8 protein-coding genes are annotated in these 8,149 nt (G+C 70.8%); all 8 read right to left on the bottom strand.

Going from position 1 to position 8,149, the window contains the following annotated elements:
• The coding region (locus tag AB0J09_RS48285) for a pentapeptide repeat-containing protein (protein ID WP_360707323.1) at positions 1–388 on the bottom strand (388 nt) is incomplete at its 3' end.
• A gap of 17 nt (positions 389–405) precedes the next feature.
• Positions 406–1,566, bottom strand: a complete 1,161-nt coding sequence (locus AB0J09_RS48280; protein WP_360707320.1) for a cation:proton antiporter — start codon at positions 1,564–1,566, stop codon at positions 406–408.
• 8 nt (positions 1,567–1,574) lie between these two features.
• The gene (locus AB0J09_RS48275; RefSeq protein ID WP_360707319.1) at positions 1,575–2,057 is read right to left on the bottom strand and encodes a cation:proton antiporter regulatory subunit; all 483 of its coding nucleotides are present in this window, start codon (positions 2,055–2,057) and stop codon (positions 1,575–1,577) included.
• 35 nt (positions 2,058–2,092) lie between these two features.
• Positions 2,093–3,133: an acyl-CoA desaturase gene (locus AB0J09_RS48270; RefSeq protein WP_360707316.1), complete on the bottom strand. Its 1,041-nt coding sequence runs from the start codon at positions 3,131–3,133 to the stop codon at positions 2,093–2,095.
• A 228-nt stretch (positions 3,134–3,361) separates the two neighbouring features.
• Positions 3,362–4,501, bottom strand: a complete 1,140-nt coding sequence (locus AB0J09_RS48265; protein ID WP_360707313.1) for an FAD-dependent oxidoreductase — start codon at positions 4,499–4,501, stop codon at positions 3,362–3,364.
• 26 nt (positions 4,502–4,527) lie between these two features.
• Entirely contained in the window at positions 4,528–6,144 is a 1,617-nt protein-coding gene (locus AB0J09_RS48260; protein ID WP_360707310.1) for an MFS transporter, read from the bottom strand.
• Between the two features lie 95 nt (positions 6,145–6,239).
• Positions 6,240–7,640: an FAD-binding oxidoreductase gene (locus AB0J09_RS48255; protein ID WP_360707307.1), complete on the bottom strand. Its 1,401-nt coding sequence runs from the start codon at positions 7,638–7,640 to the stop codon at positions 6,240–6,242.
• 17 nt (positions 7,641–7,657) lie between these two features.
• Positions 7,658–7,906, bottom strand: coding sequence for a hypothetical protein (locus AB0J09_RS48250; RefSeq protein WP_360707305.1), 249 nt, complete (start codon positions 7,904–7,906; stop codon positions 7,658–7,660).
• Positions 7,907–8,149 lie beyond the last annotated feature (243 nt).

Below are 8,149 nucleotides of genomic sequence, written 5' to 3'. Positions count from 1 at the left end.
CCAGGTCGGCCTCCCGGAGCCGGGTGCCGCGGAAGGCGCTCCCCCGCAGGTCGGCGTTGGGCAGGCTGACGTACGACCAGTCGCCGCCCTCGACTTTGAGCAGCCCGTACGTGCAGCCGTCGAACATGCTGCCCGTCAGCTTGCACCCGTCGAACGTGGCGTCGAAGAACGAGCACCGCGTGAACGTGCAGTTGAGGAAGCGGGCGTCGTCGTGCACCGACACGTTGAACCGCACGTTGCTGAAGTGGCACTCCTCGAACGAGGAGCCGTGATCTGCGAGTTCGGTCATGTCCACGTCCTGGAACAGCACCCGGCGGTAGCTCTCGCCGGAAATCTCGATGCTGTCCCAGTCCGTGGACCAGATCGTCTTCTCAGTGGGCTGGGCCATGCGAACAAACTAGCGGATCAGGCCCGCTTCGCGATGGCCGTGATGAGAGGTTGCACCAGCTTGGCCGCCAGCGGCCCGAACGCCGCCAGGATGAGGACGTACGCCGCCGCCAGCGCGCCGAGGTCGGGATGCGCGCCCGCGCCCACCGCGAGGCCCGCGATCACGATGTTGAACTCGCCACGCGGGATGAGCGCGATGCCCGCTCGCGCCTGGCCCGCCTTGGCGATGCCCGCCCTCCTGGCCGCGTACGCGCCGGTCAGCAGCTTGGTGACCATGCTGATCAGGGCGAGCAGCGCGGCCAGCCCCGCCACCGGCAGGATCTTGGCCGGGTCGGTCTGGAAGCCGAAGAACACGAAGAACACCGCCGCGAACAGGTCGCGCAGGGGCGCGAGCAGTGCGTGCGCGTCCTCGGCGAGCTGTCCGGACAGCGCGATCCCGACCAGGAACGCGCCGACGGCCGCCGACACCTGCAACTGCTGGGCGAGCCCGGCCACCAGCAGGGCCAGTCCGACCACCTTGAGCAGCAGCACCTCGGAGTTCGGGCTGGACACGAACGCCTCGATGTACCGCCCGAACTTCAGGGCCACGACCAGCACCACGCTCACGGTCAGCAGCGCGATGCCCACGGAGATGGCCCCGCTCACCAGGCTCAGCCCGGCCAGCATGGTCGTCAGGATCGGCAGGTAGACGGCCATCGTCAGGTCTTCGAACACCAGCAGCGACAGTACGGTCGGCGTCTCTCGGTTACCGATCCACCCCAGGTCGGACAGGACCTTGGCGGTGATACCGGAAGAGGTGGCATAGGTGACGCCCGCCATGGCCACGGCCGCCACCGGACCCCAGCCCAGCAATAATGCGCAGATGGCGCCGGGCGCGGCGTTGAGCACCAGGTCGACGATGCCCGCACGGGCGTTGCCCGTCAGGCTCGTGACCAGTTCGTCGGCGTTGTACTCCAGGCCGAGCGTCAGCAGCAGCAGGACGACGCCCAGCTCCGCGCCGACGGAGATGAACTCCTCGCTGGTGGCCAGCGGCAGCACACCGCCGGTCCCGAAGGCCAGGCCGGCGATCAAGTAGAGCGGGATGGGCGAGATGCCGACGCGCAGCGCCAGCGCGCCCAGGACCCCCAGACCAAGTAGAACAGCACCGAACTCGAGAAACAGAACCGCGGTTTCGTGCACCCGCGGTCCTACCCGTCCGCCAGGATGCCGGCCACGTCGGCGGTGCTGTCCTCGCTGCCCACGACGACCACGACGTCGCCCGCCCTGAACACGAACTCGGGGCCGGGGCTGGCGAACACCTGCCCCGCGCGCACGACCGCGACGATGGAGGCACTGGTACGGGTCCGCACGCGCGCGTCGCCCATGGGCCGCCCGACGTAGGGGGAGCCGACGGGGATGGGCAACTGCACGCTGACCAGGCCCTCGACCTCCCGGTGCAGCTGGTTGAGCCGCTGCACGATGCGGGGCGCGCCGAGCAGCTCGGCCAGGGCGTCGGCCTCCTCGTCGTTGAGCTTGACCACGTGGCACACGGCGTCGGGATCTTCCGCGTCGTAGATCACCAGATCCCGGCGGCCGGTGCGGTGCGACACGACGCCGACCCGTTGTCCTTTACGGGTGGTGAAATCGTGTCGTAGCCCGATGCCCGGCAGTGCTGTCTGTTCGACCTCCACCTATCTCCCACCCGTTCAGATCCACCTATTTGCGCCTAAACCCTACCAACACGTAGCGGACGCCCCACCTCGTGCAGGTGACGCATGGCCTGCGCCCACGACTCGACCAGGCCGCACTCCATGTACTCGACGCCGATCGACTCGCAGTACTCGCGGACGATGGGCTGCGCCTTGCGCAGGTTCGCCGTGGGCATGTTGGGGAACAGGTGGTGCTCGATCTGGTAGTTGAGGCCGCCGAGCGCGGTGTTGACCAGCCGGCCGCCGCGCACGTTCCGGGAGGTCAGGACCTGCTTGCGGAGGTAGTCCAGCTCGTCCTCCGCGGTGAGCACCGGCATGCCCTTGTGGTTGGGCGCGAACGTGCAGCCCAGGTAGATCCCGTAACACGCGAGGTGCACGGCGAGGAACACCAGCGCCTTGCCGGGCGAGAGCACCAGGAACGCCGCGCCCAGGTAGGCCACGTTGTGCGCGATCAGCAGCAGTCCCTCGGCCTTGCGGCCCTTGAGCGACTCGCGGCGCAGCCCGCGGAAGCTCGCCACCTTCAGGTTCAGCGCTTCCAGGGTGAGCAGGGGGAAGAACAGGAACGCCTGCCAGCGCCCGATGAAGCGGGGCAGCCCGCGGGCGGCCTCGGCCTGGTTACCCGACCAGAGCAGCACGGCGGGCGAGACGTCGGGGTCGTGATCCTCGTGGTTGGGGTTGGCGTGGTGGCGGGTGTGCTTGTCCATCCACCAGCCGTAGCCGAGCCCGATCGCCAGGTTGCCCACCAGCAGCCCGGCGATCCGCGACATGCGCCGCGACCGGCAGATCTGCCCGTGCGCCAGGTCGTGGGCCAGCAACGTCACCTGGGCGAACGCCACGGCGAGCAGCACCGCCACGAGCACCTGCCACCAGGAGTCGCCGACCGCGGCGAACAGCGCCCAGCTCCCCGCGAACAGACCCCCGACGAGGCCGATCCTGGCCGTGTAGTAGCCTGGCCGCTTGTCGAGCAGCCCCGCCTGGGCGATGCGGCGCGACAGCTTCGCGAAGTCGCTGCCCCGCTCCCTCGATGCCCGGTTACGCGGAGTTTCGACCACAGTCACAGTGTGTCTCCGATGCTGGTGAGTCCCGAACGCGAATACTCATCAGCATCGCTGTGGCGGAGTCTATGCGAACTCCCGCGCTCACCCATCTTTTGGTAAGGCTGGCCCTACCAAAAGGCTGCCCCCGCCGCCTGGGGACAGGGTCGGCCACCGCACTCAGCGTGGCACTGGACGACCTCACCTGGTGGGGAATGGCGGGCGGCGGGGGCGCCGGCTCAGATCGGCTGCTCAGATCGGCTGCAGGGCCGGCAGCTCCGTCGCCGGCATGGCGGCCTCGCCGTAGACGTGCAGGTCCGGTCGGAAGGCGGCGAGATAGGCGTCCCGGTCGCGGAAGGTGGCGATCAGGGCGTCCCCGTAGTCGATGAGCTGGCCGTGGGCGTGCTTGCGAGGCTCGTAGTGGGCGGACAGCAGCCGGTCGAGCAGCTCCTTGTCGCCGCCGGCCGCGCAGATGACGTCGGCCAGGATCTCCGCGTCGTGGAGCGTGTAGCTCATGCCCATCCCGGTCATGGGGTGGCAGGCGAACGCGGCCGAGCCCAGCAGCGCCGCGTTGCCCTTGTGGTACGCACCCAGCCGCAGCGAGGAGACCTTGATCCGCTGCCAGGTCGCGGACTGGAGCGAGTCGAAGGCGTCCGAGCTGTCGGTGACGAACTTCTTCAGCGCGTCGACCAGCGCCGGGATGCCGTCCTGGAAGATCTCCTTGTCGTCCTCCGGGGGCAGGCCGACGAACACCCTGGCCTGGTCCCTGCTGAGCGGATAGAAGTAGGTGAACCAGCCGTCCGAGCTGAAGTACAGCCGGTTGAGCTGCGCGATGCTGGCGGTCAGCGGCACGGTGGCCACCCGCATCACCACCCGCTCGTACGGCACTGTGCACGGCTCGATGTCGAGCGTCTGCCGCACGGCCGACTTGGTGCCGTCCGCGCCGATCACGACGCCGGCCCGCAGCCGCCGCCCGTTCGACAGCGCCAGTTCTTCGACGCGGCCGTCATCCATCGCGATGTCGTCGATGCTCGCGTCGAACCAGAAGTCGACGCCCTCCATGGCGCAGCACGTGTAGATGAGCTCGACCAGCTCCCGGTAGGGGCGGATGAGGAACCCGTCCGGGAAGCGGCAGTCCTGGATGGGGTCGCCGTCGTGGTAGTAGCGGATGACGTCGCGCCTGAGGCCATGGCGTCCGGCGAGGTCGGCCAGCCCGTGCCGGGCGAGAACCCGGAGCCCGGGGGGCTTGAGGAAGTCGGCGCCCGCGCTGGGGACCGAGGGTCCCTGCTCGATGACGACGACGCGCTGGCCGCGGCGGCTCAGCAGTAAGGCGAGGAAGCAGCCGCCGAGTCCGGCGCCGACGATGGCTACGTCGCACGATGTGGTTGCCATGACGAGAGCCCTTTCGAATGGTTGAACTAGTTCGTGTGCCCGCGGGTGGAGGCGAGCGGGCCCGGCTCGGCCGCTCGCTGCCGCGGGACAGCGTCCATGGCGGGGTCCATGGCGAGGTCCATGGCGGGGTCCGCAGCGGTGTCCATGGGTGGTGTGCGGGTCTCGACAGGCAGCAACGCGTCGGCCTCCGCCGCCACGGTGGCGAGGGTCATGCGCAACTCCAGCAGCATCCGGCGCGGCACCTTGATCATGACGTCGCCCGGGTCGGTCCGCAGCCGGGTGATCTTGGTGAGGGCCAGTGCGCCGATCAGCACCGAAATGGCCACGCACAGCGCGAGCGCGCCCGCCAGACCGGCGAAGGGGCCGGTCATGAACGGGTGATCGATGACGACCGACACGACGGCGACACCCACGGCGCCGCCGACCATGCGCGCCATGGTGGCCGCGCCGACGGCGGAGGCGTATTGGTGGGGACGGGCGGCCAGGGTGGTGGCGACGGAGGTGCCGGGCGCGAGCGCGCCGACGCCGACGCCGACCACGACGCTGGCGACCAGGCCCCACACGGTGGGCCCGGCCTGGGTCAGCACGAGCACGCAGGCGCCGCCGCAGAGCAGCGAGCCGGCGTAGATCAGGCCGTACGCGCCGACCCGCTTGACGAGGCGCCCGGCCAGGAAGCTCGTCACGACGACCGCCACCGACGTGGGCGTCAGCCACATGGCCACTTCGAGCATGGGGTAGCCCAGGTGGAGCAGGTACAGCGGCTGCACGGTCAGCAGGCCGTACGACAGAGCGCCGAAGCCCCAGGTCGCCAGCCAGCCCCAGACGAACCTGGGGCGCCGCCACAGGGCCAGGTCGATCGCGGGCAGGCGGTGGTGCTTGGCCTGCGCGAGCGCGCCGCCCAGCAGGGCCAGCGCGGCCAGCGCCAGCCACACCACGTCCATGCCCCAGGCCATCGCCTTGGAGATGGCCAGCACGATGACCGCGATGCCCGCGGCGAGCAGCCACGCGCCCAGCATGTCCGGCACTCCCCTGGCCCCGGCGCGCCTACCCGGCGGAAGCCCGACGCAGGCGATCAGGAGCGCGACGCCGATCACGACGTCGGGGACGAACAGCGACCGCCAGCCGACGGTGGCGGCCAGCCAGCCGCCGCCCGCCTGCATGAGCAGGCAGCCCAGCCCGGAGGCCGAGCTCCACAGCGCGATCGCGCCGCGCCGCTGGGACTCCGGCAGCTCCCCGAGCAGCAGCCCGAGGCTGGCCGGGATCATCGCCGCGGCGCCGGCGCCCTGGACGGCCCGCGCCGCCAGGACGTACGACCAGGAGTCCACCAGGACGGTGGCGATCCCGCCCAGCACGAACACCACGAGCCCGACGGCCAGCACCCGCCGCCGGCCGCACAGGTCCGCCCAGCGGCCCGCGGTGGCCAGCAGCGCCGCGATCGGGATGAACGCCGCGCTGGTCAGCCAGACCAGGTCGCCCAGCGGCATGGCGGCGCCGGCGGGTGTATACCGCAGGACTCCGACTGCCAGGGTGGTGGCCGTGGTGTCGGCCATCACCGTCAACATGACACCCGCGCCGACCAGCCGCAGCATCACTGCGTGACGGCGGTCTACGGTGCTCGTCCCCCGCGCTGGTGACGAACGCACGTGGTCACCTCCAAGCTATGAGTGGTCTCCGCCGACCGGCACGCTCCGGCTGTGCGACCGGCGGAGTCGGGACAGATCGTTCGAAGTCCGGTTGGTCAGGCGCCGTAACGGCCGGGAGAGAGCAGGCCGTCCGGGTCGAGAGCGGTCTTGAGCCGGTGGAGCATGCCGAGGCTGGCGGTGCTGGTCTCCGACCACACGTCGGCCGCGGCGTGGTCGATGTCGGAGCGGTAGATGGCGCACCCGTGCCCGCGCAACAGGCAGTTGCCGTCGTTGCGGAGCTGGTGGGCGCGGTGGGGGGCGTCCGGCGCGCCCCGGTCGAAGAAGATCTGGATGACGCCGTTGGCCATGTGCCGGCTGACGAGGTTCCACTCGACCATGAGGGCGGTGCTGTGCGCGTCCACGGCCGTCTGGAGTGCGGCCAGGATGTGCTCGGTCCGTCGCGCGTGCATGGGCATCAGCGGCATCAGCGCCAGGAAGCCCATCTTGCCCTCGTCGATCTGGTCACACGAGGTCACGCCGAGCGCGTTGCGCACGCCCAGGCAGGTGGGGATGCCCTGCGCCATGAGCGCCCTCACGTAGAGCGGGTCACTGGGTGCCACCTCGGCGGCGTCCACCACGCGCAGCGCCTCGGCACCCTCGACCTCGATGAGCGCCTTGCGGAGCAGTTCCTCGGCCAGCTCCACGGTGGCGTCGCTGCCCAGGAGCGGCCCGAGGATGCTGAACAGGCTCGGGTCGACCCCCTTGGGCAGCCTCCAGTCGCCGTGGCTCGGCGTGAGCGACAGCTCGCGCACGCGCAGCAGCCCGTCGGCCGGGTTGCCGCGCCGCAGGAAGCCGGTCATCGCGCCGATCGCCGTACCGACCTGGTCGCGCTGGAAGCGGCCGTGCACGAGGGCGATGGTCTGCGGGCGCGGCACCAGGGCGACGGCCATGGCGGTGACGATGCCCAGGTTGTGCTGGACGAACGCGGGCGTCAGGTCGGGCCCGGCGACCCGGCCGTGGTAGCGCCCCACCGGGTCGAGCCCGCCGGTGGTGACCACGCTGCCGTCGGCGAGCACGGCCTCGATCCCGGCGACGTCGTGGACCCGCGAGCGGAAGCAGCCGTCGCCGCGGTCGAGCGCGTTGCCGACGACGGAGGTGTCGGCGCAGGAGGCGGTGACGTTCAGCATCCACGGGGTGTCGCGCAGCACCTCGGAGAGCTGCGCCTGAGTGACTCCCGGCTCGATGACCGCGTAGCCGGCCTCCAGGTCGAGGCTGCGGATGCGGTTCATGCCGCTCAGGTCGACGACCAGGTTGTCGTCGGTGACCGGCATGGCCGAGCCCATGCCCCAGTTCCTGCCGGTGCTGATCGGGTAGAGGCGGCGCGCGGACGCCGTGGCCCGCCGTACGAGCGCGCGTACCTCGTCGAGGCTGCGCGGCGCGTCGATTCCCGCCACGGAGCGCGGGTGGTGGCCCCCGACCTCGTGCGACCTCAGCTCCAGTCGCTCTAATTCCTGCATGACTCTCCTCTTTCGGCTCACGCGGTGTGCTGGAGCAGGTCGTCGATGGAGCCGATGGCCTGGTTGGACATCTCCCTGATGCCGAGCAGCCGCTGCTCGACGAACACGTCGGGCTCAGCAGCGGTGTCGGGGAGGTCGAGGGTCCCGCGCGGCGGCGCCTGCACGGGGACCTCGTGCAGGCCGTACGGGTGCCGGCGGCCTCTGGAGGTGTCGGTGTCTCGAGTGTCACGCCTGGTTCTGGTGGGCAGGTGCGGGGGGGTTCGCATGACGGGGGCTCTCCTACCGGACTCGAACGGGTTCTTCCGGGCGACCGCTCGCCGTTGAGCGGATCTGGTTCAGCGTGCGCCCTCCGGGTGGTCGAGGTGCTCGACCAGCGGAGTGACGGCCGCGGGGTTGGCCCGCGGCACGCCGTGGTTGATGACGCTCGCGGCGATGCGGCGCTCCGCCAGCCCCATGTGGGGACGGCCGGCGGTGCCGCCCGAGCTCGGCCGGGCGCCGGCCGAGCCGCG

It is taken from the genome of Nonomuraea sp. NPDC049784 (assembly GCF_040659615.1).
Taxonomy (GTDB): domain Bacteria; phylum Actinomycetota; class Actinomycetes; order Streptosporangiales; family Streptosporangiaceae; genus Nonomuraea.
This window is presented reverse-complemented; position numbering and strand designations above follow the sequence as displayed.